Genomic DNA, 23,552 nt, shown 5'->3' with positions numbered 1-23,552 from the left:
TCAGGCCTCAGAGCGTCAGGTTCGCAAGTTCCGGATCATCTTCCGGCTTGATCCGAGGCCTGAGATCGAGCATCGGCATGAGGGCGCAGAAGGCCTTGAAGTCGGGGCCGAGCGCGGTTTTGACATTGTTGGTCTTCGGGACCGCGTCGATGAAGCTCTTCCCGAGCTCATGGATCTTCCCCGGATCTGCGTCGATCGGGTCCCAGGCATTGATCGCCCTGCGGAACTCTTTCCAGAGATGGAGCGTCTCGTCCGGAAGGTCAGAAAAGCCCGTGGCCGCGAGGGTGAGCTTTCCCCTCAACCCCTCGATCGCGAAATGCACTTGATCGATTGCCAGATAGGTCCGATCGGCCGCAAATATCTCCACATCCTCGTAGAACGGCGTGTAGTGCTTCGCTGCCGAAATATGGGGGATGATCCCTTCGAACCCGGCCTTGTCATCGATGCGAAAGAGCACGCGGCCTGGCATCGGCTTCGCCGCTCGCAGGGCGCCGCGATAAACGCAATTGGGCTCGGCGCCCACCATCCAAACCGGAGGCGGCGTAGCGGCAAAGAGCCGGCCATCCTGAACGACAAAGTTCTTCTGCGCGTAGTCGGTGACCTCCTGCCGAACGCGGTCGCGCTGGTCGTCGATGATCTCGGCGATGTTGTCGGGGCGTGCGTATTCCGCGCCTTCGACGGTGGCCTCGCCGTCACTTCGCAGGATCAGGAAGCGCTTGCGACGGTTGTTGTCCTCGTTTGTGTCGAGCCAGTGGAGGAACCCGCCGGCGGGATGAGCCCGACCATTCTTGGAGACATGGTTCTGGATGATGCGGTTCGGATAATCGCTGCCATAGTAGCGTTCCTCTCCGATCCGGAGCACGTCCGCGAGGAGGTCAGGTGTCTGCGTCCGGCTATCGCTGGCGCAATCGGCCCAGAGCCTACCGTCGAACCCGCGCAGATGCATGTCATTGTTGAGGAGAGCGATATGCTTCTTCTCGCGATTGAGATGGCGCTCGCGCTCCTTCTGGTAGCGGTCGTACGGAACGAAGCGCGCGCGCAGGGCATCGTCCTCGTCGAACCGCGAGATCTCCGGGATCTCCACGTCGAACCGGTCCGCCAGCGTCACGGTGCGCGAAAGCCGCGACTTCGCGGTCCGATATTCCAGGGTGTACGGCGTGGAAAGGTTGAATTTCACGGTCGAGGTCCTCGAACGAGCGGATAGGAGGTCAAAGGGTCGGAGAGGACGCTTCGAGGACGGGACGGTTTGAAAGATCGAAGGTCTTCATCAGCTTCAGGAAGGCGTCGAACTGCATGTTCGAGCTTCTGGCGACGCTCTTGATCTCGCGGGGGATGCTGGAGTGAAAAGCATCCACCGCCGCGACGATCGCAGCCGGGTCGCCTTTCGCGTCTTTCCAGGTTGCGACGGCGTGCCGGAGCTCGATCCAGCGATCGATGCTGTCGTCAGGAAGGTCGCTGAAGCCCTTTGAGAACTGCGGCATCGCCAGCTTCAAGCCCTCGATGGCCAGGTCAACCCGATCGATATCGAGGTACCCGCGGTCCATTTCGCCCTGGAGGTGGGCAAACATGCAGTCCTGATAGGAGTCTTCGGCCTTGCCGTAGCGCTCCATGATATTCGCGAGAAAGGATGGCTCGTCGTCCGCCCGAAAGTGAACCAGTGCTGGTCCCGGCCTTGCCTCGCGTTGGGTGGCTGAGATCCCGTGCCGCCATGCCCGGCGCCCAACAAACGCAGGCGGCGGCGTCGCAATGAAAAGCTTGCCCGCAGCGACCATAATGTTCGCCTCGACGAACCTGCGAGCCTTCGCCTGTCGATCGGCATCGAGGTTCTGGATGATCTGGTAGGGGCCACGCGGCTCATCCAATCCGCCACCAGGATTTCTGGCTCGCGCCCCAAGGTTGATAGCAAGGGGCTCCCGCGGATTGCCGGGCATGCGCGCAAGGAAGCCTCGTGGCGGAAGGATGTCGGGCTTCTTGGACCAGTAACGCTCGGCGAAGTTGTCTCTGATAGCGCCCCTGAGATCTACGCCGTCTGCGACTCTTGCATCGCAGAATTCGACGAAGTGGTGGTGCGCTTCACGGGCGCAGTCAGCCCAGAGTCGGCCATCGTGCCCCACACGTCGGATGTCGTCCCGATGAGCCTGGATCAAATCTTCAGACATATAATAGAAGCGCCTTTGCGGCGGCTCCGGAAACACGAGCTCCACGTTGATCGCTTCGGGATTGTCGGGGCTGCCAATCTCCGGAACCTCGACGTCGATCGACCGCACGAAAATCTCGGTGCGTGGCTTTCTCGATCCCTGTGGGATGAAGGTGATCGGAACCTGGTAGGCAACGCTAACGACGGCCATCGAGAAAGACTCCTTTCGGGCATTTTACAGCCCGCGCTTGAAAGAGACACCTTCGAAGCGCTTTTCGATCGATCCTTTCCACTGCGACGGTAATCCTTCTTTCCCACATGGATTCGGTGGATGGGCCGTCGTGCGGTCCTTGATCAGAGCGGGCAATCCCTTCCATCAAGGTGGGGTAGTGAATTCGAGGTTTGAATGACAATTGCTGTCGAGCTCGGCGTGAGTAGTGCCGCTGGCGTCGCTTCAGGGCCGGCCACGATCGATATTGAGGAACTGCTGGCGACCCGCCTGCTCGTCCAGGGCAATTCCGGGTCAGGCAAGTCTCATCTGCTGCGGCGCTTGCTGGAACAGAGCGCGCCGCATGTGCAGCAGGTCATCATCGACCCCGAAGGCGATTTCACGTCGCTTTCCGACCGATTTGGACATTTCGTCGTCGACGCCAACCGCTCGGAGGCCGAGCTGGAAGCGATTGCGGGCCGCATCCGCGAGCACCGGGTGTCATGCGTGCTCAATCTCGATCAGCTCGAAGTCGACATGCAGATGAAGGCAGCGGCGGTCTTTCTCAACGCGCTCTTCGACGCTCCCCGCGAGCTCTGGTATCCAGCGCTCGTCATCGTCGACGAGGCACAGCTGTTCGCGCCGGCGGCCGCTGGCGAGGTTTCAGACGAAGCCCGCAAGATCTCGCTCGGTGCCATGACCAACCTGATGTGCCGCGGCCGAAAGCGCGGCCTAGCCGGCGTGATCGCCACCCAGCGCCTCGCGAAGCTCGCGAAGAACGTCGCCGCGGAAGCCTCGAACTTCCTGATGGGCCGTACCTTCCTCGATATCGACATGGCACGGGCGGCCGATCTCCTGGGTCTCGATCGCCGACAGGCGGAGATGTTCCGCGAACTCCAGAAGGGGCAGTTCGTGGCCCTTGGGCCGGCGCTTTCGCGCAAGCCGCTCGCCATTCGCATTGGCTCCGTCGAGACTCATGCCCGGGGTTCGACGCCGAAGCTCACTCCTCCGCCGGCCCCCATGGGCGACGAGGCGCGCGATCTAATCCTCGCAGCCCTGCCTACGCCGGCGCCGCGCGTTCCCCGTCGCCCTCCGCCGCCGGCACAATCGACCGATGATCTCCTGGCGGCGGTCGAGCGCGAGGCCCAGGTCGAAGAGATCGGTGATGCGAACACGCTCGACGAGGCCGTCGAGGTCGACAACGCCGCGCGCGGGATCGCGTTGCGCAACATCCTCGCGACCATCATGGGTGAGGCCGACGCGTCGTTTAAGGCCGAAGGCGTGCTCTATCAGGATTTTCTCGTGCATTGCCGTATCCAGAAGGTGGCCGGTCCTAAGCCCGATCTCGGCGCATTCAGGAAGCTGCTGACCGTGGCTCGCGCGGGCATTGATGGCTCCGACTCGGAGAATCCAGACATGGAGCGCGCCATCACCTTCGCGACCAGTGAGGTTCCGGAGGAGCTGCAGTCGATCTATCTGTCGCTTCTGAAGGCGGCTTCGGTGGGAGAAAGCTGCCCGACGGACGCGGATCTCGCCCGCGTTTGTGGGAGCCATTCGGCCGGGCGCGCGCGCAGCCGGGTTCAGCAGCTCGAACAAGGGGCTTTCATCACCGTGCGCAAGGACATGAAGGGGCAGAGGATCATCGCACTTCCCGATTTCGGCTGGGAAACCAAGCCCGGGAATCCGGCCGGTCCGGCGCGAGCGCTTGCGGGGGCAGTTTGATGAAGCCGAGCAACAATCCGCCGAAGCCTGAACGCTGCTCGCCGGCGATGGCCAGGGTCCTGATCAATCTCTACCAGGGGCGTCCCGCATGGGGGCATTTGAGCGGGCGCTCGATGTATGGCGGAGCCGGACAAACGGAGCGTGCACTGCGACAGCGCGGCTGGATCGATGCTGCCGGGGCGCTGACCGACACTGGCCGAGAACGCGCAGCAGATCTCGTGCCCGCGTCCGCCGTCGCACCGCGGCGCTTCCCCTAGAGCTGCAAGAGGCCCGACGATGACGATCTTCACCCGCATTGAGACCGAGTATGTGGCTTCCTGTCCGAGCTGCAAGCAATGGCTCTGGAAGGTAGGGCCAAACTCGGGGTTCTTCGGTAAGGCGCCGCTGGAGACCGCTACGAGGTACATAGCGTCAGACGGCGATACCGTGCCGTTCGTGGAAGAGCCCCCTGCGCCACTGACGGCCTATACCGAATACGACGCGACCCTCTTGAAAGGCGAATGCCCGCATTGCGGGGACGGATACTGGTTCGTCACTGCGTCCTATCCCGAGGTGCCTGTCTCAAACGGGCCCCGGGGCGGTCCGGCAGGCTTCATCTGCGATGAGGGCCGGATCGAGATCACCGACCGGGTCGAGGGCGCCTTCATCGGAGATCCAGCGGTAACCGATACCTGGGTGCAAATGCGTCAGAGCGCGCGTTGGGATGGCCGGGATATTCGCGTCGATGTCCACATGATCGGCCCATTCTCAGGAGGCGATGATCTCGTCGGCTCTATCGGTGTCTCGTCCTGTGGGATGGCCGCCGGTAACGAATCCCGCCGGACAATCTGGGAAACGGCTGCCGACCTAGTGAAGGCGGTAACGCCCGCGGCGATCGATTCCATGCGTGCGAGATCGACCACGCCTTGATCACGTCCTCATCTGAAGGACTGGAAATCCAATCCTTCAGATGATAACAAGGCAGCGCTTGATGGAGAGCATTATGAGCGAGGCCACCGTCTTCCGTTAGGGACCACCCTGACGGAGAAACACCATGGATACCCCGGACTGGAGCGAGATCGTCGCCGTAGAGGTGCGCGATCGCAGCGGCGCGTCCGCTCGCTTTGAGAATCTTGTCGAGGCTTTAGCCTGCCTTGGATATCGGCGCTTTGTCGCCATTCTGCTCGACCTCGAACGCCCACCCTCTCCGCTGCTGGATGTCGGACGCGTTGCCATTCGCGATGAGATGGGGCTCGACATTCCCGTCTGGTGGATTCGCGAAGAGCTGGGTGACCGCCTGACGCCTTCGCTCGGGTATTCGTTCTGGCGCAGCAACGCGCCGATGCCTGCCTTCCGGAGCGGACCGGTGCCGTTCACCGGCCGCCGCGGCGGCTATGCGTGGAACCGCCCCGTCCGGACGACCCAGGAGCGCCGGTATCTCGCGGGCGTGAAGGTGGACGGTGACGGGGCGCGAGAACGCGCGGCCCGGCGGTCCATTCCTTCGGATTACGATGATGTGACGCGGCATTGCGAGCGCAGCTGGAAGCGCCACCGGCGCACCCAGTGGCGCGGAGGGTGAACCTCACATGCCGAATGCGGGGCCGGCATGGAGCTCGGGAAGCGCAATTTCAGTCTGCTCCGCGAGAGCTCGGGACAGATCGAAGGCACCGACCAGCTCTTCCGGGAGGTCGGCGCCGAAGACCTGGTTCAGGCGCTCGTGGAGGTTGTTGGCGGCGAGCATGATTTCGATCGTGTCGCGGCCGTCGGCGCCGGCCTCTGCCCAGGCAGCGACCTCCTCGTTGAGGATCGCAGCACTGGATGAGATGGCATCAGGAACCACGTCGAAATCGCCGATCAGGTGGCTGATGGCACTGGTGGCGTCGCAAACGAATTCGGCACTGAGCATTTTGGGGTCTCCTGACCCGTTTGAACCCTCGGCCGCTGAAAGCCACAACGCCGTTTCGAATTCACATCGCAGGCGACGGGAGCGAGGGCTCTGGATCGTTGACGACGAAGCCGGCGCGCTCCGCGAGGTCGACGAGGTCCTTCGACAACGTGAAGGCTTGCGTGATTTCCGCCGGCGGCTCGTCGCCATGGGCAACGATCATCGAACCATGGATCTGGTTGACGGCGATGAGGGTCGCGAGGCTGTCGCAAAGCTGGCCGCCGGCGGCCTTCCAGTCAGCCGATGCTTCCTTCAGACCGGCCAACGCCTCGACAATATGGTCGTCATGCGGACCGCTGTTGTCGAGCGTCTCGGTGATGGTGCTGACGGCTTTTGCGATATCGTTCGCGAGCATGCTCGATCTCCTTGATGGGAGCTCGATGGTGGGTTTCGCCGGTGAAAGCCACAAACCGACATCCACCGAAACTTATCCCGGACGATGGAATTTAGCGTTAGGGAATGTCAAGAATTCCCAGGAATACGAAGGATTTGTCGTGGATCTCGCTGATATCGATCGCGCCGACCGGTTGGTCGTCATCGATTTCGAAGGCACTGGAAACCGACCCAAGGTGAGGATCGAGATGATTCGATCGCCGCGATCGGTTCGCCTGCCCGGCGTTATCATCGAGATCGGCGCTGTCGAGCTGCTGCGAGAAGGTAGCGGCTGGCGAAAAGGCGAGAGCTTCTACAGCAAAGTGAACCCCGAAGGACCGGTAAGCCATGTGGCGCGCGGTATCCATGGCATTACCGCGGGCGAGCTGCGCAAGGCGCCGCGGTTCGCAGAGCTGCAGGAGCGCTTCTTCGCTTTCCTCGGGGAGCGAGATCCCATCGTAGCGCATGCAATCGACAACGAGAGGGATCTCCTGTCGCACGAGCTTGCTCGGATGCGCCTTGCGCAATGGGGTGAGAAGCCGCTGCCCGGCCGCTGGCTGTGCACGCAGACGCTATTCGCAGAACTGTTTCCGCGCGCGCCCAAGAGCCTCGATGCAGTCTGCGACAAGCTCTCGCTGGACCGAAGCCGCCGCCTGGCTGGGCACGGGGCACTCCTCGACGCGGACCTGACCGCCGACGCCCTGCTGATCATGCGCGACATCGTTTCCGCCGGCTTTGAACCGGAAGAGGCTGTGCCTTGGCGCTACGCGCGGCGTTGAGGCATGCTCGACGAATGCTGAAGCTAACCATCCTGGTCGCTTTGCTCTTGCCAGGTCCCGTCGTGGCGGCGAGCTACTGCCTGCCGAAGAACGGTAAGGACCGGATCGCGAAGACCGGGATCTGCCCGACCGGTTACTTCGCCAGTGCCGATTGTTGCGAGGCGTTCCGCGATGATGCGAAGCGCGCAGTCCCGAAGATCGAGGGCAAGGCCTGCCCATCCGGCTTTTTCAGGAGCCAGGCCTACTGCGTCAGCTTTCGCTGACCAGCCGTGGACAGCGCGGCTATCACTATGGACCTTCTGTTGAATCTGGCGCTGCATATCCGAGCGCAAGGGAGCGTCGCTGCTGACATCTCCTGACAGGCCGCGCGATCAGGCTTGAGTTCGAGAAACGCTGGGGGATAGCGCAGGATGCGGTCGACGATCATCACCCACGGACAGCTCGCAAGCCGGGCTCTGCGTGTGGAGTTGGCGAAGCAAGGCCAGTTCGGCGTGCTGGTTGCCACTTTCGAGGCAGTGGCAGCGCGTTTGGCCGGGGGCTTCGTACGACCCATCGATCAGGACTCGTTGCGCAAGGCGCTCCAGAAGGCGTTGCCGGCCACCGATCTCGGCGAGCTCGACGCGATCAAGAACCTGCCTGGCATGGTCGGCGCAGGCGCCAACACCCTTCACAAGATCTGGCGGGCTGGGATCGATCTCGAAGAGCGCGCAGGCCAGCCGCGGATCGACGCGATCGCTGCGTTGGAGGCTGCAGTCCTCCAAGAGTTGCCAGAGGGCATGCTGCCGCCCGGCTTGATCGTCGAGCGGGCCAGGAAGCGGCTCCGGCAGGCGGCCAAGATCCTCGGGCCGATCGAGGTGCGCGGCCTCACCGATATGTCGCGGTGCTGGCGCCCTCTTCTCCTGGAGCTCGCGGAGCATGTCGAGGTCCGCTGGATCGCCGGGCCTCGGCACGTACCGGACTGGCTGGAAGGTAGCCGCGTGATCGTCGAGCGGTCACCGAGCCTTAAGCCGAGCCTGCAGGTGATCAGCGCATCCACCGCGCTCCATGAGGCGATCGAGGCGCTGCGCTGGGCCCGAGAACTGATCGCCTCAGGCCGCGCAAAGCCCCACGAAATCGCGATCGCGGCCGCAAGCCCTGCCGACTATGACGACCACTTCTACACCCTGCGGGCCGACGCCAATCTCGATCTGAAGTTCGTCCACGGCACCAGCGCTCTGGCGAGCCGGGATGGTCAGGCAGCCGCGGCGCTCGCCGAGATTCTCGTTCGCGGCATCACGCACTCTCGGATGCGTCGCCTGGCGTCGCTGTGCCGAGGCTGCGGGCTTTTCGAGACGCTTCCCGAGGGCTGGCTGCGCGTCATCCCAGAGGATGCGCCGATGGCGACCCCTGCCTCCTGGCAGAGGCTGTTTGCAAACCTGACGGCCGCGTGCTGGCCCGACGAGGTTGATCATACCGGAGAGCTGCGCAGGCTCGTCGAGACCATCACCGGCTCGCTCGATGATGCCGAGGAGATTGGCCGGGCCGTGCTGCCGCCGACAGCTCTCGCGATCTGGCGCCGCGGGGTCGAGGCCGGTCCTGTCGTGGCACTGCCGCTCAACCTTGAAGGCCTCCGCTGTCTCGACGACAGCAGGGACGCGCCGTCGGCGGTCGCTTGGATGCCGGCTTCCGCACTCGCCGCGGCACCCCGCCCCTTCGTCAGGCTGCTCGGGCTCACCTCGCGCGGTTGGCCCCGCATGGGGAGCGATGATCGGCTCCTGCCTGATCACGTCGTTCCGACCAATGAACTCTCACCGCTTTCGATCGGTGTCGCTGACCGGCGCGACTTCGACACCATTGTCGCGACCACCGAGACCGAGCTGGTGCTGTCCAGGCCGCGACGCGACGGAGAGGGGCGCCTTCTCGGCAAGAGCCCGCTCCTTCACGGGAGAGCTGCTGAAGAAACCTATCTGCAGCGTAACGACGTGCCGGCGCACGCCATGAGCGAGGTCGATCGGCTGATGGCCAGGTCGGCGGAGTTCCGCCTCTCGCCGTTGGCGCGCTCCGCGGAAGGCTGCTGGATCGACTGGTTCCGCGAGGAGGTCACGGCCCATGACGGTCTGATCCGTGCGCATCACCCGATGATCGAAGGCCTGCTCGACCGGATGCAGTCGGCGACCAGTCTCAAGCGACTTCTGCGTGATCCGCTCGGCTTCGTCTGGCGCTACGGTTTCGGCTGGAAGACGCCTCGGGTGGGGATCGATCCGCTCACGCTCGACAACCGGGAATTTGGCGAGATTCTGCACGGGGTGCTGGAAACGGCCGTCATCGCCCTCGAGGCCGAGGGCGGACTGATCAACGCCGATGCCGTTGCTGTTCAGACTGCCATCGATCGCGCCTTGGCGAGCACCAGGCGCCGCTTCGAGGCTGAGCGCGCTGTTCCGCCGGCGGCGATTTGGACGAGAACGCTTGCGGAGGTGCGTGGGCTTGCGGTGGCGATTGTCCGGCCGGAGGATGAGGTGCCGCTTCCGGACCAGCGTAGCTACGCCGAAGTCCCTTTCTCTCGTGAGGATGTCGACGCCTCGATCGAGCTGCCCTGGGATCCCGCGGAGGCAGTCATCGTTCCGCTCGCCGGCTTCCGCATCACTGGCGCCATTGACCGGCTGAATATCTCCGGAGACGGCTCAAAGGTCAGGGTCAACGACTATAAGACCGGCCGACCGCCCAGATCGGCGGATGAGTACGTCCTGGATGGCGGCAAGGAGATCCAGCGCGCGCTCTATGCCTTCGCTGTGAAACAGCTGCTCGGGTCTGACATCGAGGTGGAGGCAGCCCTGAACTTCCCTCGTCATGGCCGAAGCCTGCCCCTGGCGAATGCCGACGAAGTCCTGGAGCAGCTCTCGATCTTCCTGGCTGCAGCGCGCTCCAACCTTCAGGGCGGGCGAGCCCTGCCCGGGCCCGACACGGCCATTGCCTATAACGATCTGCGCTTCGCCCTGCCGGCGAATGCGGCGAAAGGCTGGTTCAACCGAAAGCGTGCTCCGGCCACGCTGGCGCTCGATGACGCGGCCGCCATCTGGGAGGTCAAGTGATGAACGCCCCCGTTCGCATGTTGTCGGATCAGCCCCAGCGGCTCGCCGCGATGACGGAGCATGATCGCTCGCTCCTGATCGAGGCTGGCGCGGGTTCCGGGAAAACCGCTGTCATGGCGGGTCGCGTGACGATGTTGCTGGCTGAGGGCGAGTTGCCCAGACGCATTGCGGCCGTCACCTTCACTGAGCTCGCCGCGAGCGAGCTGCTGGCGCGCGTTCGTCTCTTCGTCGAACGGCTTGTGGCTGGCGAGGTGCCTGTCGAGCTCCGGCTCGCGCTTCCCGACGGGCCGTCGGAAGCCCAGCTCGGGCATCTGCGCAATGCGCTCGACACTTTGGACGAGGCGACCGTCTCGACGATCCACGGGTTCTCCCAAAGGCTCATCAGCCCCTATCCTGCCGAGGCGAATATCGATCCGGGTGCAGGTGTCGCGGACAGAAACGACGCCGAGCTTGCCTTCAATGATCTGCGCGACGCGTGGATACGCGAGCGGTTGGGCGAAGGTGGAAGTGAGCTGCTGATCGAACTCGTCGGCATTGACCCGGGCGAGACCGTAGCATCAATCAATCGGGTCTCTGACGCGATGCGTCAGCGCCGTGATGTGCTGCCGCCGCCGGCCCGCCCCCTGGCGGAGCTGATAGGAGCATTCGTCTCTGCGGTGTCCGGCTTCCGGACTTTCATCAGCAGCCTGTCCGTATGGGACGCGGACACCCCGCTATGGGTCGCGGACCTGGAGGAAATGGTCGACCAGGTGGTCGCAGCGCGTGACGCCTCGGGCGCTCGGGCGCTCGGCCATCTGATCCGCATCGAGCCTTCCGATCGGATTGCGACCAAAGCGGGCTCGCTGCGCGCCTATCAGAGGAAGACCGGCTGGAAGAACGCTGCCAAGGCGGGTGGATTGTCGGTCGCTGAGGCAGATCGCCTCTTCGCCGAGGCCGACGGCCATTTCGCCGCGTGCAAGGAAACCTGGGGCGCGCTCATCGTCGGCGCCGGTGCTCATTTGCTCGCCGCGTTGATGGAGGAGGTCCGCCCCCTTCTACAACGTTTCCGCGACTATAAGCGCGAAGCCGCACTGCTCGACTTCGATGATCTGATCTACGCGGCACGCGATTTGCTGCGCGACCACGAGCTTGTCCGGGTCGCGTTGTCGCAGCGCTATCGCCGCGTCCTCGTCGACGAGTTCCAGGACACTGATCCGCTGCAGGCCGAGATCTTCTGGCGCCTTTGCGGCGAGGCGCCGACGCCCGAGACGCCCTGGCAGCAGCGCGTTCTTCGGCCTGGCGCCCTCTTCCTGGTGGGTGACCCGAAGCAGGCGATCTATCGATTCCGCGGCGCCGACGTGCGTGCCTATGTCGAGGCCCGAGAGGCGATCTCCGCGCAATCGAGCGATGCTGTCCTGTCGATTGCGACCAACTTCCGCTCTTGCAAGTCGATCCTGGAGTTCGTGAACGGCCGGTTCGAACTGCCGCTGTCGGTCGAGAATGACCAGCCGGGCTTCACCGCGCTCGATCATTTCCACGACGACGTCGGCAGTCATCCTTGCGTCACCGCGCTCGACGTCTGGGTTGACGACGACGCGAATGCGGACGCTATCCGCAACGCTGAGGCCGAGGCGGTCGCAGAGACCTGCGCCCGGATGATCGGCAGCGCCGAGGTCACCGATCATCTGTCGGGTGGCAGACGCTTGTGCCGGGCCGGCGACATCGCGCTTCTTGCGCCGACCGGCACGGACTTGTGGCGCTATGAAGAAGCGCTGGAACGCTATGGAATTCCCGTCGCGACCCAGGCCGGCAAGGGGTTCTTCTGGCGACAGGAGATCCAGGACCTGATCGCCGTCACCCGCGTCCTGGCAGACAGCCGCGACACCCTCGCCTTCGGCGCGCTGATGCGTGGCCCGGTCGTCGGCCTGACCGAGGAGGAATTGCTCGACATCGGCTTCGCCCTTCCAGAGCGCGAGACCGGTCATGGCAAGGAACGCTTCTCCCTGCGCACTGAGCCCGAGCTCGTCACTCATCCGGTCGCCAGGGACGTCCTGGAGCGCCTGCAGGGCCTCTGGCGCCGGAGCAACGCTACCACGCCCTACGACCTGCTCTCGCAAGCCGTGGCGGAGCTCCGTATCCGTCCGACGCTGCTCGCCCGACATCAGGGCCAGGCCGAACGGGCTCTCGCGAATGTCGATCTCTATCTCGGCATGTCCCGGAGCTACGTTGCTCGCGGCTTGCGAGCCTTTGCGGAAGCAATGACGACGGCCTGGGAGGATGAAGAGCGCGCTGGCGAGGGCCGGCCAGATGCGCAGGAGCAGTCGGTTTCGCTGATCACCATGCATTCCAGCAAGGGCTTGGAATGGCCGGTAGTCATCCCGGTGAACACGTCAACTGGGCTGAAGGAAGGCGTATCGACCGTCATCAGCCGCGAGACTGGTCAGCTCTACACGAAGGTCTTCGGGATCGCGCCCGACGGCTTCGCGGAGGCTGCCGAGGGCGAGAAGGCCGAGATCACGCGCGAGCGTGTTCGCCTCTGGTATGTCGCCGCGACGCGGGCGCGTGAGCTTCTCATCGTGCCCCGGCCGTCCTCCGGCGTGGCCAGCGGCAGCTGGATCGGTGTGGTCGACCTGGCGTTGGGCGATCTCTCGGCTCTGGATCTCTCGGCCTATGAACCGGAGCTGCCGGCCGCGGCCGCGCCGCGCGCGAACCAGCAGACCCGCGATGTCTTTGCCGATGAGGCATCTCGTGTGGTCGCCGCTTCCAGAAGCCTGCATTGGAAGTCACCGTCCAGGCACGAGGATGCAGACAAGCCCGATGCTGTCGACGAGGACGCGGTCGTTGTCACCGCGACGGAAGAGATGGACACCGCGGCCGCAGCGCCTGCGATCCAGGGCGGACGTATTCGCGGCCTGGTGATGCACAAGCTTGCGGAAGAGATCCTGACCGGCGAGGTCGGCGAGGAGGCAGCTGCGCTGGGAGCCCGGGCGCGCGAATTGCTGGCTGAGCTGGGCGCCACCGAGGCGGTAAGAGCCGAAGAGGGCTTCGTCGCCGCGGAGATCGCTGGCGCCGTCCTTCGCGCGCTGCAGCTGCCGGAGATCCTCGCGGTCAGGGATCGCTTGGTCCCAGAGTGCCATGTTTACGGCTTCGCCAGCGCCGGCAGCGTCGACACGGTCACCTACGGCATTGCGGATGCCATCGCCTTTGATGGCCAACGGCCGATACTGGTGGTCGACTGGAAGAGCGATGTGGCTCCGGACCCCGCGACGATCCTCGCCTATCGAGCCCAGGTCGGCGATTATCTGAAGGCGACAGGTGTCCCGGTTGGGTTGATCGTCTTCCCGACCACCGGCCGTGTCGAGCGCGTCGCTGCGTAGCTGCGATGTCTACCTTCAGTCGGTCAAAGCACCTTCGGACCAATCGCTACGGAACCACGTTCGAGGTTCGCGAGCACAGGGTTCGGCGCGATGAGTGGTCCGTGGGTCAGCCGGGAGAGGCCCGGCCGTTCCGGGCGGACGGCGCGGGCACGGGTAATCTGCTTGTTCCGAACGCGCACTGCCCCGTATGCGGCGATACCGTCTGGTTTTTCGAGAGCGCAGAAGGTGGCCGGGTTTTCTTCGATACGGTCTGGCCGGACTGGGAGAAGCACCCTTGCACCGACAATGGAGCGCGGGCGGTCCGCTCGGCACCGTCGGCGCTCGTCGATCCACTGCCACTTCCGGAGGTTGAGATCTATCCTCGTGCCGTAGGAACGATCCTCGGGTTGAGGCACGCGGATGGCTCTGTCGACTGGGTGAAATCGAAGCTTCCCGGCGGAGAACGCTTCTTCCCCGTCGCAAGCTTCCGCCGCAACGCCGCGGGCGAAATCAATCGCATCTCCCTCCAGTCGGCGGATCTCGTGCCGTACGAGTTGCCGGCCGTCCGGTCAGAAAGGCCAACCGGCATCACGCGGGCCGACCGGCTTGCCTATGCCGAGGCCATCCAGAAGGACTTGATCGCCTGCGCCAGGAAGGTGACGGCGCTGGAGGGCAAGGTCCTGGTAAAGCACGAGACGCTTGGCCCCTTTGTCGCCGGCCGCATCGGCGCGTCACGCGTCGCGCTGATCCCGCTCCTTGTCGACCATTATCGAGCAGAGGTTGACGCCATTCCTGATGCCGAGGACCCCAGCGAGGTCGCTTCGCAGTTCATGAAGGACGCAGCACTCGCTGCTCATCGAGCGTTGGCTCAGAAAATCCTCGTCCAGGGCGAGCATGGCGCAAACCAGGTGATCTTTGTGGCCGAACGCTCGCTGATCGAGTTGGAGGAATTTTGCTCATATGCGCCCGGCCAGCTCGACCAGTTTGGCATCGACACCTGGTGGTATGAGAGCGCTACAGAAGCCAGAAGGGCGAAGATCGGGAAGGTTCTGGTGGAGGACCTGTCGGGCGCAGCCGAGTTAGCTCTGTCCGAGATCCCGGCGACGGTCGGCATGCTTGTCGCCGCCGAGGAGCAGTGGGTCACAAAGGCTTGGACCTTCAGCGAGGCGGGTCAGATGACCCAGATCCTCGATATGGCCCAGCGCATCGGATACAAGGAACTGCTTCAACAGCTGATCACACGAATGCGGTCCCGCGGATGGATGATCGATTTCGCCTATCGGGGAAACGAGGTCGGCAAGTTGGAAGTCGGCGCCGATCGAAGAGCGCTTCAATTCGACGCCGGGTTCAGCACGCCCGACAGCGCCCGCTCCACAAGACTCATGTTTCACATGTCGAGCAAGGCAAAAGGCCTCGTCTTCCTCGAAGATCCAGACGACGAGGACGCCGTGGCATCAGATCGGCTCTACACGGTCCGTAGCGGCGCCGATGTCGGGCGACTGCCAGATCACCTGGCACGGAAGAGAAAGGCCAAGCAGAAAGGCTGAGCGACCTACGAGGACGCGGCGGGTGACGACAGGTAGCGGAGACCCCACTCAGGATGAAGGATGACCGATCGCTTGCTGCCATCCAGGCGAACCCAGAGGTTGTCCTGGATCGAACGCGTAATCGTCCCGGTGATTGGCGAGCCGTGACCTGAGTACTCGACCCGGGCGCCCCGTTTGGCGGGGACGCTGTAGCGCTGCCGAATGCGAGACATGTTCATGGCTTGGGCGTGCTCGAAATGGGGTTCCAGTAATCGCTGATCGTGCCCTTGGGCGTGAAGTAGAGGTCGCGCTGGACGCGATCGCCTCCGGGCCCTTCGAGGCGAGAGATCTCGCGCAGGTCGAAATTGCCGAGCTCAACCTCGCCATTGAAGTCCGCCACGCCGAAGGCGATGTGGGGATCGCGCGGGCTGAGCTCCGAAATGTACCAAGTCACGTTCGTCCAAGGTGCGAACAGCTTCACCACCGGCTGCGGATCGATGGCGACGCCGGCGGCGGCCTGCCTCCCGTTCTCGATAAGGGTGTTCTTGAGGTCGTCGGGAATGAGATCGGTCATCGGAGGCTCCTGCATCACATCCGAGGCGCGTGCGGAGCGAAGTCGGAATAGCGGCGGTTCACCCAGAGGTCGAGCAGCTGCTCCTGGGTCGGCGGCGAGTTGATGATGCCGGCGACGTCATCGCCGAACACGCTGTAGAAGTTCCGGTAGCTCAGAACGGTGCGCTTGGCCGATAGCATCCAGGCATCGTCCTTATCGAGACGATCGCGGTGGCGCACGCCGGCGGTGGAGCGTCCGCCCTGGATCAAGTCGTCGATCGTCTCGCTGACGACGCGGCGTTCGCCGTCCTTCACATAGATGGCGCGCCAGTCGTCGTCGAAGAGGGTGTTATTGATAAAAAAGAGCGTTTCTGAAAGCCCGTGGAACGTTAGGGGATCCAGAACCGCGCACCGCGAGAGGTTCGCGCCGTACCAGGCAACTGGTGCGAAAACGTCGCGCAGCTCGGGAGCCTTGAAAAGGAACATGGAAAGCGCGGTGGCCTTGATGTCCCAGTAATCTTCGAAGACGCGATCTTGCGACGGAACAATGCCGTCCAGAGTCGCGAGCACGGCGCCGCGATGGGGGATCTCGCCGTGGACTTCGGGCCGATCGCTCGGGAGAGCATAGGTGCCGTTTTCCCGGATGAAGGCAGTCAACTGCCCAAGGGTCTCAAGGTAGATATCCTTGTGCTTCACGTCTCGGTCCACCGCGGATTTGTTCGATGCGCTTCCATGGATCATGAATCGATTCCACAATCCTTGGTAGCTTGATACTCCCGGATCGCGCATTTGAGCACTCCCGAGCAGTTCTTTTTGGTGGATGCGGGCGCTATGCCGCGCTGGTGCGTGCTCGCGCGCACAGAGGAAGGCGTCTTCTGGATCGACATGAAGGCTCGCCGGACACCCTACGAAGACGGCAAGCCCCTGGCCTTCGTCGCTGGGGACAACATCACTCAGGCTATGACCTTGGTCCCGGAGGCAGTCGTCGAGCTGGAGCGTGAGTTCGCGTTCCGCTTCCTGCTCAAGCCATTCTCAGACCAGGGCTGGATCTCGCCCGCTGGCCGCTTCTGGGGCTGTGACTACTATGCCCATGACGATATCGCCCACGCTCTCATTCGGAAGACCGCGCCACAGCTGGAATACGAGGGCTGGGTCCGCGTCCATTCCGACAGCTTCAGGATGCTCGACTCGATCCGCGGCGTGACCCGAGCCCAGGAGCGAACCCTGATGGCGCTCGGATTCGAGGATCCCGAGCCCGGCGCTCGCCGCGCTCGCGGCTTTCAAGTCGACACCAGCGGGGCGATGCCCTCCTACGCCGTGAAACCTCCGGAGCATCTGCTGCTCCTGCCGCCGGCTGAAGCAAAGAAGCCGGCGGCTCCCCGTGAGCCTACCTCCCTCAAAGGCGTGGTGGATCGCTTGCGCGCCGATGATGACATCAGTGCGCTGATTGACCTCGGCTTCGAAGAGCACCGAGATCTCGGGAAAGGGACCTGGCGCTGGATGATCCAGCTCGGGGATATCGCCATCGGCAGTGGTGAGAAATCCTCGGCGTTGCTGAAGGCGCCTGGGTTGGCGCTCCGCGCGACATCGTTCGACACGATCGAGCTCGATGGCTGGCCGCGAGAGGAGATCTCGATCGACAACTCCGCGAGGTCGATCATCGCGAAGGAGCTCGGTGCGCGAGGGCAGGTTGGTCCGAAACCGTAACAGTTGACACGCACTGCGGCTTCTGTAACAAACCGTGTCAACTGTTACGGTTTGAGCATGGCTGATTACGAATCTCTCTTCACTGTCGAGTTTTCGCCTGCGGAGGCCGCGAAGGTCACGGGAGTGAGTGCGGTCCTGCAAAGGGTCTGGCGCGGACGCAACCTGCTGCAGCCGTCCCAGAGCGAGGGACACGCGAGGTTTCGGCTGCCCGACCTGTGCCGTCTCTACGCAATGAAGGCCTTCTCGGACGTCGGGGTCGGGCCTCGCCGCTCGAATTCCTTCGAGCCGGAAGGTTGCGACATCATGAGCCCCGCCGGCGCAACGATCATGGCTGTGCCCATGATGCTCCATTTCGCTGCGCTCTCCCTCGGCCTGAAAGAGACGGACCACGACATGGATTTCCGCTTCGTCGTCATCGAGGAGCAGGCGATGGGGCGCACGGCCAGCCTGGCGTCCTATGAGAAGGCTCGAATGAAGCGCAAGTCGGCTAGCCCGCTGCTACTGGTGTTCGACACCAAGTTGGCGGCAGAAAAGCTGCTGGCAAGCCTGCCGCGTTCTCCGATCTCATCGAAGGAGGCTTCGCGATGAAGGGTGTCGTAATCAGGCTCACAGCGCGCGATGCCGAGCTCGTCTGGAAGAACGCGGACGGCTGGATCGACGCAGGCGCCTGCGCGGATGGTTTGCGACCGGACGAGGCCGCTGCCCTCAGTCGACTGAACGATCAGATCAGCGCGCAGATCTTCCTGAACAAGGGAAGAAGGAAGTCGAAGGCCGAGCCGATGGAGGACCAGAACGTCCCTCTTCGCGCTCGGCTGGAGAAGGCTCTGGCGAACAACACCATGTGGGATCTCCACGGCGACATGCTGACGGACATCCTGGACGAAGTGATGAAGGTCCTTGAGACCGAAAACAGTGATGTGGAGGTGGCGTGATGGCTCTGGATTTCGATAAAATGATCGCTGAAGCCAAGCTGACGAGGCAGTCTTACGGCATTGCGATGGCGCAGGGGCGCTTCGGTGGTCCCGCCGGGATCTGGCTGGAGTGCACCAGTTGCGACAATTCGGAAGTTATCGTCGGCTCGAACAGCGACGCTTGGGCGGCGGTGCCGACCAACCGGGCGGCCGAGGTGTTCCGCAATGCGGGCTGGACCGGCGAAGGTCCGGCGATCAAGAAGGCGCGCTGCCCGAAGTGTTCGGCCGGCCTCGCCGCTGCGGCTTAAGTGCGAGGTCCGTCAGTGGGACTTGCGACCTTCTACAGGGGCATTGCCGTCCCTCCCCAAAGGCTCGACAACGTGGTGTCGGCTATCAGGGACGGCGGTCTCAACTCGAAATCTTGGGTCTGGACCCCTGATTTTTATCGCCTGCCCAGTCCGCCCGATGTGCTCCTGCGGCAGATGCCTCTGCCAAGGGAAAGTCTTCGGGTCGGCCCTCGAATTCCGGCCGTCTACGCCACAGCCGACCGAGACACGGCGCTCTACTACGCGCTCAAACACAACCGCACCAGAGAGAACACCTCTTCAGTTCTGATCGCCTTCCGAGCTCCGCTTGAAGAGGTCTTGGTCGACGGCAAGGACCTTCTTTTTACAGCGGCATCAGCGGTGCCGCGGCCCGATCTCCGTGACTTGCTGATGAGCGTCTTCGGCAAGGCGCTGCTGCCCTATCTCGACGCGGCATGGGCTTCGTCAGACGGGATGAGCAGGATCGCTATGATCGACCTTGCGATCCAGGATCCAGAGATTGTTCGGGCTCACTATGCCAACAGCGTGGTGTTCCGCGGGCGCAACATGATCCCGTACCGGTCGGCGTTTGTCGTGCCAACCCCGGTTCCCAGCAGCAGCATTCTCTTCGTTCAGCCGGTTGAAGGCGGCGTACCCGCTCTGGAGGCCGTCGACGCCATGGGGATGATCGAAATGCGTGGCGACCGGTAGCATCTGGCTTACGCCGCGGAGGATTGTCCGAACAGCCCCGCCCTGAGGATCGGGCCGATGTCGCCGGCGTTCCAGTGCGGCCGGCACACTGACACATAACGATCATCACCGCCGACCTCGACGACGTTGCCGCTCTTGATGGCCTGGCCTTCCGGGTCGTAGCGAAGGATCTGGGTGGCGCGCTGGCCGCAATGGCAGCGGCGCGCGATCTCCACCAGCCGGTCGGCTTTCGCCAGGAGGAAGGCGATGGTGTCGCTGAAGAGATGGCCGAAGACATTGTTCTTGAGGCCGTAGGCGAAGACCTCGATGCCGAGCTCGTCGGAGATGCGGATCATCTGCTCCGCGTGATGAACGCCCAGAAACTGGACCTCGTCGATGAAGATGGCCGCGATCGGGGCATCTTCCGCGGCGGCCGCAACCAGGCCGAAGAGATCATCATCGACCGCTACTGGATGCGCTGATCGGCTGATCCCCATGCGCGACGCGATGCGGCCAACGCCGGCGCGGTCATCGAGCGCGCTGGTGAACAGGAGCACCCGGGCCCCGCCCTCCTCGAACTCGTGTGCAGCCTGCAGCAGGCGGGCGGACTTGCCGGCCCCCATCACCGAGTAATTCAGCGTCAGCATTCTGCAGGCCTTCCGATTCCTCTCCGGGAGCATCGATGGCTGGGACGCATGGCGCAACGCAGGCGGCCTCTCCTTCAACCGCTTTTGTGAGTTTCAAGGCGCCGCCTCACCCTCGAAGGGCCGGCCAGATCTCCGGCATCGCGAAAGATATGAGTTAAACACGATTTCGGTGCTTATCTAATATCAATGAGGGTGCTATGCTGAAGGACGAGGTTGAGATCCGAGAGCAGGCTAGGCGCCTCAACCTCGGTGTCGAACATGTCGTTCGAGATGTCATTCAGGCGAGGTTGATCGGAGCAATCTTCGCGGCGTCGGCCGGGGAATTGGTGCTCAAGGGAGGATTGGCCATGCGTACCTCCCACCGGTCACAGCGCCTGACCAAGGACGCGGATCTGCAATGCGACCCAAAGGTGCCTCAAGCGCGCGTTTCTGGCATCATCCGGAAGGCGCTGGGCCAGGCTTTGGATACCGGATTCCTCAAGCAGGTTTCCATAACGACCCCCAAGCAGACCGACACGGTGCAGCGTTACAAGATTGCCGGAATCGTTGGCTCGTCACACATCAACATGACCGTCGAGGTGTCACGCCGCGGGCTCCCGCCGCCCGAAGAGCTCGTGACGACCCAGGTCGTGGACCTGGCCGGCCAAGCCCGGTCGGTCTACAGCTATTCGGCCTCCGCCCTCGCGGCCAGCAAGGTGGTCGCGCTCGCAGCTCCGAACCGTTTGGCGGCGCGCGATCTCTATGATCTCGATCTGCTGATCACGATGGAGGTCAACCCGCCGATCGCGCTGCTTGCCCGTATGGGCAAGAAGGGTATCGAGGAAGCAATCTCGAACCTCTGGGACAAGCTTGAGCTGCTGACCTGGGACCACGCTGTCGAAACCCTTCGGGAATTCCTGCCGCGTCAGGAGGCAGCTCGGTTGACCGAGAGCTCATGGGAAGAGCGACGGCTGCGCACCGGTGAGACGGTGGAGCGGTGGTTGCGAGAGGCGATGCAGATGATCGAGGAGCGCGAGCTCCAGCCGGCGATGAGTATGTGACAGTGGCAGAGCAGCATTTGATCCTCAGGGTCGCAGGGGACCTTCTCCGGAGCAGCGAGGCACATCGCGTTCTGGATCGAGAGGATGTGACGGCACTCTATGACGAAGCGGTGAGGATCTCGGGTGGCGAGGGCTCAATCCCCTCGAACCAGACGACCACGCGTTTCGCGGAACGATTGATCGCGTCCGGCCTTCTGTCGCGTGTCCAGCGCGACCTCTATGCCAATCGAGCGGTCGACCCGTCAGTGCAGCCGAATGAGCTGGCCCAGAAGCTTCGCGACGGGGCTGTGGTCGGCCTCTACACAGTTCTTGGTGAGCTCGGCATCGCGCACAATCCATCGCGCGTGGTGACGGCCCTGATGCCCGCGTCGTCGCGCTCCATTGGGCTGAAGCGGCGCATCGAGACACCTGTCGGCGACTTCCGGTTCATCGGCATCAGCGAGGACATCTTCTACGCCGGGAGCGTAGCGGACAGGTTGGATCCGCTTTTTGACTATCCGCGAGCGACGCCGGAACGCGCCTTCTGCGACTGGCTTTATCTGGCCGCCCAGCGCGGCCCGGGGAAGATCGCGTCGCCTCCCCTCGATCTGGCGGCCGAGGAACTCGACCAGGATCGCGTGGGGCGCCTCGCCGATGCGATGGGTGTGCGCGGGTACGTCGAAGCCTGGTTGGCTCAGCGGGGAATCTTCCTCGAGGACGAGGAGGCTGAGGAGAAGTTCAGCCAAAAGCTCGGGTTCTGACGCTGCACGCCCAATTAACCACGCATGTGGATGACACATTCTTTGCCACTTGCGAGATCAAGGATTGCGTGATTAGTTCTTAGCAGGGTTCGAGATAACCCTGCGCGCCTGCCTCAGGCGGAGCCTTTTTCAAGGCATTCTCTGATCTCACGGATCAATTCGATTATCTCCCTCTGGAGGTTGAGCAGGCCAACCTACACCCGGAGGTTGCCATGACACATCATTTCGTCACCACGACGCGCCCGAAGGCCGTCGCCAAGCTGCTTCGCCAGAAGCTCGATCAATTTGCGATCAAGAAGCCCCTCGGCGAGTGCTTGGAACTCACCGCCCATGCCTATGGGCACGCAACGTGGAACAAGCTCGTCGCCGATGCCGGCAAGGCAGAGCCGAGCAAGGACGACCACGAGGTTGCGCCCGAGGTTCGGGCTGATCGCCGCAAGCGGGCGATCGAGGCACTCGTTGCAGGCGGAGTAGGCCGTCCCATCGCCGAGAGTATCGTCGATGAGCTTGCCTTCACCGCCCGCGTCGATCCCGCTGCGGAAAAGCTCCCCGCGGATGCCATTCTCAGGCCGCTTGCTGGCTTGCCATGCTTCCGCGAGAGGACTGGTAAGCGCGCCGAGGCAATCCTTGCGGTCGCCAAGGTGCTCGATGCAGAGCAGGTCCCGCTTGATGCACTTGCTGGCATCCTGCTTGGAAGCGCTCGGGCGGCAGTCGTCAAACCCCAAAGCGTCGATCACCTGCGCATGCCCAGTTGGGAGGACGTCGGGGTAGTCTGGCAGAGGCGCATGCAGCGCATCGTAGACGGCATTGCAGCCGTCGGTCCGGAAGTGGCCGGGCGCCAGGAAGTGGCCGAAGCCTTCGGGCTCGTCTGGAATCGCCTCCTCGATCCCGATGTCGATCTCAAAGCGACCGTTGGTGCTTTGGTCGATGCCGGCGTTGCGGGCGGCACCATGGCGGACCTGGTCCAGGTCCTCAAGCTGTTCGGTTCGGACCGCCCTGCTCGTAAGCGCGTCCCTTGGGCGCCGGCGATGGGAAGTGATTTGGTCAATGTCGGCCAAATCAACCTCATCGGATCGAACCGGTCGCATCTGGGGCGGCTGATTGCGAACCGCGAGACGCAGCGGGCACTGGTCAATCTCTACTGCTTGGGTGACGACATCGCCGATCACTTCATGACCGGTGTTGCGGGCCTTATCGGGAGGACGACGCTTGTTCGCGTTCTCGATCGGGGAGCAAGGAAAAAGGAGCGCGATGTCGCCATCCTGTTGTCGTTGACCGCTGATCAAGGCCCCTTCCAGGGCGACGAACAGTTCGTCGACGTCAACGGAATCCACAACGCGTCGAGCCTCCCTGCCTATCTTGGCATTCCCGCCGATCAGCTGGAATTCAAGCGCATCGAGGCGGGATCAGTCGATGATGTTGACGAGGATTTCGAGCCTGCTGAGGTCCTGGAAGCGGTGGCAACCTGCCTGCCGTGGATTTCGGATCATCCGGAGTTCGTTCGGAGGATCGACGAGAATGAGGCGGCCGATTGCCTTGATAGACTCATCGGATGCTACGCGGTCGACGGAGCGACCTATATGATCAACGATGGGATCGAAGACGTCGCGGCGGAAGTCCTCGCCGAGGCGGAGCCGAAGCCAGAAATGCGGCTGAACTAGGCTCAAAGCACTGCCAGACAATGCCTGCGTGAGCGTGGCGGAGCCTGGCAGTCTCATCTGGCCCCGCCTGCTGCTCCTCGCTGCAGGCGGGGTTTCTTTTTGAGGGTATTTAGCCTGATTTATCGGCTTATGGCGGGAATCCGCTATAAGCCGATAAGGTCGATCAAGACAGATTGCGTATTCCGATGAAGCCGGCCATTGATTCCGAAACGAAGCCGGCCACCTGTT

The 23,552-nt window shown here is 63.3% G+C and carries 23 protein-coding genes; 16 read left to right on the top strand and 7 right to left on the bottom strand.

Annotated features, from left to right (window positions below):
• Positions 1-7 precede the first annotated feature (7 nt).
• Together ACODTJ_RS19360 and ACODTJ_RS19355 are read right to left on the bottom strand one after the other, a co-directional pair.
• Positions 8-1,177 (bottom strand): hypothetical protein, encoded by a 1,170-nt coding sequence (locus tag ACODTJ_RS19360; RefSeq protein WP_488849605.1) that lies wholly within the window; start codon positions 1,175-1,177, stop codon positions 8-10.
• Positions 1,178-1,208: 31 nt separating this feature from the next.
• On the bottom strand, positions 1,209-2,348 hold the full coding sequence (locus ACODTJ_RS19355; RefSeq protein ID WP_488849604.1) for a hypothetical protein: 1,140 nt from the start codon (positions 2,346-2,348) through the stop codon (positions 1,209-1,211).
• Between the two features lie 195 nt (positions 2,349-2,543).
• Between ACODTJ_RS19355 and ACODTJ_RS19350 the strand changes: the two genes are divergently transcribed.
• From ACODTJ_RS19350 to ACODTJ_RS19340, 3 genes are all read left to right on the top strand, one after another.
• Positions 2,544-4,067, top strand: a complete 1,524-nt coding sequence (locus tag ACODTJ_RS19350; RefSeq protein ID WP_488849603.1) for an ATP-binding protein — start codon at positions 2,544-2,546, stop codon at positions 4,065-4,067.
• A 276-nt stretch (positions 4,068-4,343) separates the two neighbouring features.
• Positions 4,344-4,976 (top strand): hypothetical protein, encoded by a 633-nt coding sequence (locus ACODTJ_RS19345; RefSeq protein WP_488849602.1) that lies wholly within the window; start codon positions 4,344-4,346, stop codon positions 4,974-4,976.
• 124 nt (positions 4,977-5,100) lie between these two features.
• The gene (locus tag ACODTJ_RS19340) at positions 5,101-5,625 is read left to right on the top strand and encodes a hypothetical protein (protein WP_488849601.1); all 525 of its coding nucleotides are present in this window, start codon (positions 5,101-5,103) and stop codon (positions 5,623-5,625) included.
• A gap of 3 nt (positions 5,626-5,628) precedes the next feature.
• Here ACODTJ_RS19340 and ACODTJ_RS19335 read toward each other — a convergent pair whose 3' ends face one another.
• Together ACODTJ_RS19335 and ACODTJ_RS19330 are read right to left on the bottom strand one after the other, a co-directional pair.
• Positions 5,629-5,952: a hypothetical protein gene (locus ACODTJ_RS19335; protein ID WP_488849600.1), complete on the bottom strand. Its 324-nt coding sequence runs from the start codon at positions 5,950-5,952 to the stop codon at positions 5,629-5,631.
• Positions 5,953-6,013: 61 nt separating this feature from the next.
• Positions 6,014-6,346: a hypothetical protein gene (locus ACODTJ_RS19330; protein WP_488849599.1), complete on the bottom strand. Its 333-nt coding sequence runs from the start codon at positions 6,344-6,346 to the stop codon at positions 6,014-6,016.
• On the opposite strand from ACODTJ_RS19330, the gene ACODTJ_RS19325 reads away from it, so the two are divergent.
• From ACODTJ_RS19325 to ACODTJ_RS19305, 5 genes are all read left to right on the top strand, one after another.
• Positions 6,345-7,142, top strand: coding sequence for a 3'-5' exonuclease (locus ACODTJ_RS19325; protein ID WP_488849598.1), 798 nt, complete (start codon positions 6,345-6,347; stop codon positions 7,140-7,142). The genes ACODTJ_RS19330 and ACODTJ_RS19325 overlap by 2 nt on opposite strands.
• Positions 7,143-7,156: 14 nt before the next feature.
• On the top strand, positions 7,157-7,405 hold the full coding sequence (locus ACODTJ_RS19320; RefSeq protein ID WP_488849597.1) for a hypothetical protein: 249 nt from the start codon (positions 7,157-7,159) through the stop codon (positions 7,403-7,405).
• Between the two features lie 147 nt (positions 7,406-7,552).
• The gene (locus tag ACODTJ_RS19315; RefSeq protein WP_488849596.1) at positions 7,553-10,210 is read left to right on the top strand and encodes a PD-(D/E)XK nuclease family protein; all 2,658 of its coding nucleotides are present in this window, start codon (positions 7,553-7,555) and stop codon (positions 10,208-10,210) included.
• Positions 10,210-13,566: a UvrD-helicase domain-containing protein gene (locus tag ACODTJ_RS19310; RefSeq protein WP_488849595.1), complete on the top strand. Its 3,357-nt coding sequence runs from the start codon at positions 10,210-10,212 to the stop codon at positions 13,564-13,566. The genes ACODTJ_RS19315 and ACODTJ_RS19310 overlap by 1 nt, the downstream gene beginning before the upstream one ends.
• 101 nt (positions 13,567-13,667) lie before the next feature.
• Positions 13,668-15,092 (top strand): hypothetical protein, encoded by a 1,425-nt coding sequence (locus ACODTJ_RS19305; RefSeq protein ID WP_488849594.1) that lies wholly within the window; start codon positions 13,668-13,670, stop codon positions 15,090-15,092.
• 214 nt (positions 15,093-15,306) lie between these two features.
• Here ACODTJ_RS19305 and ACODTJ_RS19300 read toward each other — a convergent pair whose 3' ends face one another.
• Positions 15,307-15,645, bottom strand: a complete 339-nt coding sequence (locus tag ACODTJ_RS19300) for a DUF2958 domain-containing protein (protein ID WP_488849593.1) — start codon at positions 15,643-15,645, stop codon at positions 15,307-15,309.
• Positions 15,646-15,659: 14 nt separating this feature from the next.
• A complete protein-coding gene (locus ACODTJ_RS19295; protein WP_488849592.1) occupies positions 15,660-16,364 on the bottom strand; it encodes a hypothetical protein in 705 nt (234 codons plus the stop codon).
• A gap of 48 nt (positions 16,365-16,412) precedes the next feature.
• On the opposite strand from ACODTJ_RS19295, the gene ACODTJ_RS19290 reads away from it, so the two are divergent.
• Genes ACODTJ_RS19290 through ACODTJ_RS19270 form a run of 5 tightly spaced genes read left to right on the top strand, consistent with a single transcriptional unit; the run spans position 16,413 to position 19,257 of the window.
• Positions 16,413-17,330 carry a hypothetical protein gene (locus ACODTJ_RS19290; RefSeq protein ID WP_488849591.1) on the top strand — a complete coding sequence of 306 codons (918 nt, stop codon included), beginning with the start codon at positions 16,413-16,415 and terminating at the stop codon, positions 17,328-17,330.
• A 3-nt stretch (positions 17,331-17,333) separates the two neighbouring features.
• Complete coding sequence (locus ACODTJ_RS19285; protein WP_488849590.1) at positions 17,334-17,918, top strand: hypothetical protein; 585 nt, start codon at positions 17,334-17,336, stop codon at positions 17,916-17,918.
• A complete protein-coding gene (locus tag ACODTJ_RS19280; RefSeq protein WP_488849589.1) occupies positions 17,915-18,262 on the top strand; it encodes a hypothetical protein in 348 nt (115 codons plus the stop codon). The genes ACODTJ_RS19285 and ACODTJ_RS19280 overlap by 4 nt, the downstream gene beginning before the upstream one ends.
• A complete protein-coding gene (locus tag ACODTJ_RS19275) occupies positions 18,262-18,549 on the top strand; it encodes a hypothetical protein (RefSeq protein WP_488849588.1) in 288 nt (95 codons plus the stop codon). Before ACODTJ_RS19280 ends, ACODTJ_RS19275 begins: the two co-directional genes overlap by 1 nt.
• Before the next feature lie 15 nt (positions 18,550-18,564).
• Positions 18,565-19,257: a hypothetical protein gene (locus ACODTJ_RS19270; protein WP_488849587.1), complete on the top strand. Its 693-nt coding sequence runs from the start codon at positions 18,565-18,567 to the stop codon at positions 19,255-19,257.
• A gap of 8 nt (positions 19,258-19,265) precedes the next feature.
• Here the strand turns inward: ACODTJ_RS19270 and ACODTJ_RS19265 are convergent, their stop codons facing one another.
• Complete coding sequence (locus ACODTJ_RS19265; protein WP_488849586.1) at positions 19,266-19,883, bottom strand: thymidine kinase; 618 nt, start codon at positions 19,881-19,883, stop codon at positions 19,266-19,268.
• A gap of 197 nt (positions 19,884-20,080) precedes the next feature.
• On the opposite strand from ACODTJ_RS19265, the gene ACODTJ_RS19260 reads away from it, so the two are divergent.
• The 3 genes from ACODTJ_RS19260 to ACODTJ_RS19250 all read left to right on the top strand — a co-directional run bounded on the left by ACODTJ_RS19260 (position 20,081) and on the right by ACODTJ_RS19250 (position 23,324).
• Positions 20,081-20,923, top strand: coding sequence for a nucleotidyl transferase AbiEii/AbiGii toxin family protein (locus tag ACODTJ_RS19260; RefSeq protein WP_488849585.1), 843 nt, complete (start codon positions 20,081-20,083; stop codon positions 20,921-20,923).
• Positions 20,924-21,009: 86 nt separating this feature from the next.
• A complete protein-coding gene (locus ACODTJ_RS19255; RefSeq protein ID WP_488849584.1) occupies positions 21,010-21,663 on the top strand; it encodes a type IV toxin-antitoxin system AbiEi family antitoxin domain-containing protein in 654 nt (217 codons plus the stop codon).
• Positions 21,664-21,875: 212 nt separating this feature from the next.
• Positions 21,876-23,324 (top strand): glyoxalase superfamily protein, encoded by a 1,449-nt coding sequence (locus ACODTJ_RS19250; RefSeq protein ID WP_488849583.1) that lies wholly within the window; start codon positions 21,876-21,878, stop codon positions 23,322-23,324.
• Positions 23,325-23,552 lie beyond the last annotated feature (228 nt).

The sequence above is a fragment of the Allobosea sp. FG18 genome, from assembly GCF_057809495.1.
Note: the sequence above shows the minus strand (reverse complement) of the source record. Positions and strands in the feature narration are given on the sequence as shown.

Bases quoted from the DNA above. Each gene is read 5' to 3' on its own strand.
- ACODTJ_RS19295 (WP_488849592.1), bottom strand. From the start codon at position 16,364: ATGATCCATGGAAGCGCATCGAACAAATCCGCGGTGGACCGAGACGTG.
- ACODTJ_RS19320 (WP_488849597.1), top strand. From the start codon at position 7,157: ATGCTGAAGCTAACCATCCTGGTCGCTTTGCTCTTGCCAGGTCCCGTC.
- ACODTJ_RS19355 (WP_488849604.1), bottom strand. From the start codon at position 2,348: ATGGCCGTCGTTAGCGTTGCCTACCAGGTTCCGATCACCTTCATCCCA.
- ACODTJ_RS19265 (WP_488849586.1), bottom strand. From the start codon at position 19,883: ATGCTGACGCTGAATTACTCGGTGATGGGGGCCGGCAAGTCCGCCCGC.
- ACODTJ_RS19250 (WP_488849583.1), top strand. From the start codon at position 21,876: ATGACACATCATTTCGTCACCACGACGCGCCCGAAGGCCGTCGCCAAG.
- ACODTJ_RS19340 (WP_488849601.1), top strand. From the start codon at position 5,101: ATGGATACCCCGGACTGGAGCGAGATCGTCGCCGTAGAGGTGCGCGAT.
- ACODTJ_RS19330 (WP_488849599.1), bottom strand. From the start codon at position 6,346: ATGCTCGCGAACGATATCGCAAAAGCCGTCAGCACCATCACCGAGACG.
- ACODTJ_RS19300 (WP_488849593.1), bottom strand. From the start codon at position 15,645: ATGACCGATCTCATTCCCGACGACCTCAAGAACACCCTTATCGAGAAC.
- ACODTJ_RS19350 (WP_488849603.1), top strand. From the start codon at position 2,544: ATGACAATTGCTGTCGAGCTCGGCGTGAGTAGTGCCGCTGGCGTCGCT.
- ACODTJ_RS19280 (WP_488849589.1), top strand. From the start codon at position 17,915: ATGAAGGGTGTCGTAATCAGGCTCACAGCGCGCGATGCCGAGCTCGTC.
- ACODTJ_RS19335 (WP_488849600.1), bottom strand. From the start codon at position 5,952: ATGCTCAGTGCCGAATTCGTTTGCGACGCCACCAGTGCCATCAGCCAC.
- ACODTJ_RS19260 (WP_488849585.1), top strand. From the start codon at position 20,081: ATGCTGAAGGACGAGGTTGAGATCCGAGAGCAGGCTAGGCGCCTCAAC.
- ACODTJ_RS19310 (WP_488849595.1), top strand. From the start codon at position 10,210: ATGAACGCCCCCGTTCGCATGTTGTCGGATCAGCCCCAGCGGCTCGCC.
- ACODTJ_RS19345 (WP_488849602.1), top strand. From the start codon at position 4,344: ATGACGATCTTCACCCGCATTGAGACCGAGTATGTGGCTTCCTGTCCG.
- ACODTJ_RS19315 (WP_488849596.1), top strand. From the start codon at position 7,553: ATGCGGTCGACGATCATCACCCACGGACAGCTCGCAAGCCGGGCTCTG.
- ACODTJ_RS19275 (WP_488849588.1), top strand. From the start codon at position 18,262: ATGGCTCTGGATTTCGATAAAATGATCGCTGAAGCCAAGCTGACGAGG.
- ACODTJ_RS19325 (WP_488849598.1), top strand. From the start codon at position 6,345: ATGCTCGATCTCCTTGATGGGAGCTCGATGGTGGGTTTCGCCGGTGAA.